This is a genomic window from Moorena sp. SIO3I6 (assembly GCF_010672095.1).
On sequence record NZ_JAAHHU010001787.1, the window covers coordinates 1 to 1,000 of the forward strand.

A 1,000-nucleotide genomic window follows, 5' to 3' on the forward strand; every position below is an offset into this window, starting at 1 on the left:
TCCAGGTTTTAGAATTTGTGCAACTGATGATTCTGCTAGAAACTCGGAGATTGTTTGTTTGCTATAGCGTTCCTTATCGAGTCCCTCAGGAATTGTAATCCAATAAATCTGGAAACCAGTCTGAGCATCAATCTCGTATTTAAAGTAGTACTCAGAACCTAGACTCAATAATGTTATAAATCCGTATGCGAGCATAAAAACTCCCTTGAATTCTACGTAAGGATTCAGCAACGTTGGTTATGGAATCAAAGAAGGAGCAAGTGCAGTTTTATCAAGTTGAGCCGGTCGAGCTTGCTCAACAAAATCTATCACAGACCACCCCTAAGGAGAGCAGTTTTTTTACTAAACTTAATATTTACTAAACTTAATAAATTAGCCGATAAATTACGCTAACTTAGCAGTATCTTGAAACTATTCCCTAGGCCGAGAGCCACTCCAGCTTTTTCCTTGATGTCTTTGCTGTTTGCCTAGTTGACGTTTAGGTTTTTATACTGTATCTTGTTTTTATTATTTCTGATTTTCCGTTTTTTTGAGTAGGTCTGTTGATGGCGGTTTTGATTAAATTTTGCGTTCTAATTCTGCTACTTACAGGCAGTTTATCTATTTCTTGTTTCAGTTCTTCTATTGTTGCTTGCTGCTGAGCTATAGCCTTCGCTACAGTAATGAGCATTTCTACCACTTCCTCCTTCGGCAACTGGTTGAATCGTTCTGGTTCTAGTTCGTTCGGCTGGTTTTTGGTCACGATCGCAATCCTATACGGTTGTCTCGCTTTTGTCAATACCCCACTATGTTAATTCTTACTTTAGTCGGGGAATCAAAAACGACTTGGCAGTTAAAACCACCGTCAAAACTTGACATTTTGTTCCCAACATGTATTTTATTTGCTAAACTTTGAGCAGTAGAGTAAAGCGATAAAAGTTTGATGTTGCTCTAGGAAATCAAAATTCAGGATACTGAAGATAATTGCAGAAAATTTAATGAAGTTTACCTATAATAATAT

The 1,000-nt window shown here is 37.2% G+C and carries 2 protein-coding genes; both read right to left on the reverse strand.

The window, feature by feature from the left end:
• A partial coding sequence (locus F6K49_RS53130; RefSeq protein ID WP_293111204.1) for a hypothetical protein occupies positions 1–195 on the reverse strand: 195 nt, incomplete at its 3' end.
• Between the two features lie 283 nt (positions 196–478).
• The gene (locus tag F6K49_RS53135) at positions 479–778 is read right to left on the reverse strand and encodes a hypothetical protein (RefSeq protein WP_293082314.1); all 300 of its coding nucleotides are present in this window, start codon (positions 776–778) and stop codon (positions 479–481) included.
• Positions 779–1,000 lie beyond the last annotated feature (222 nt).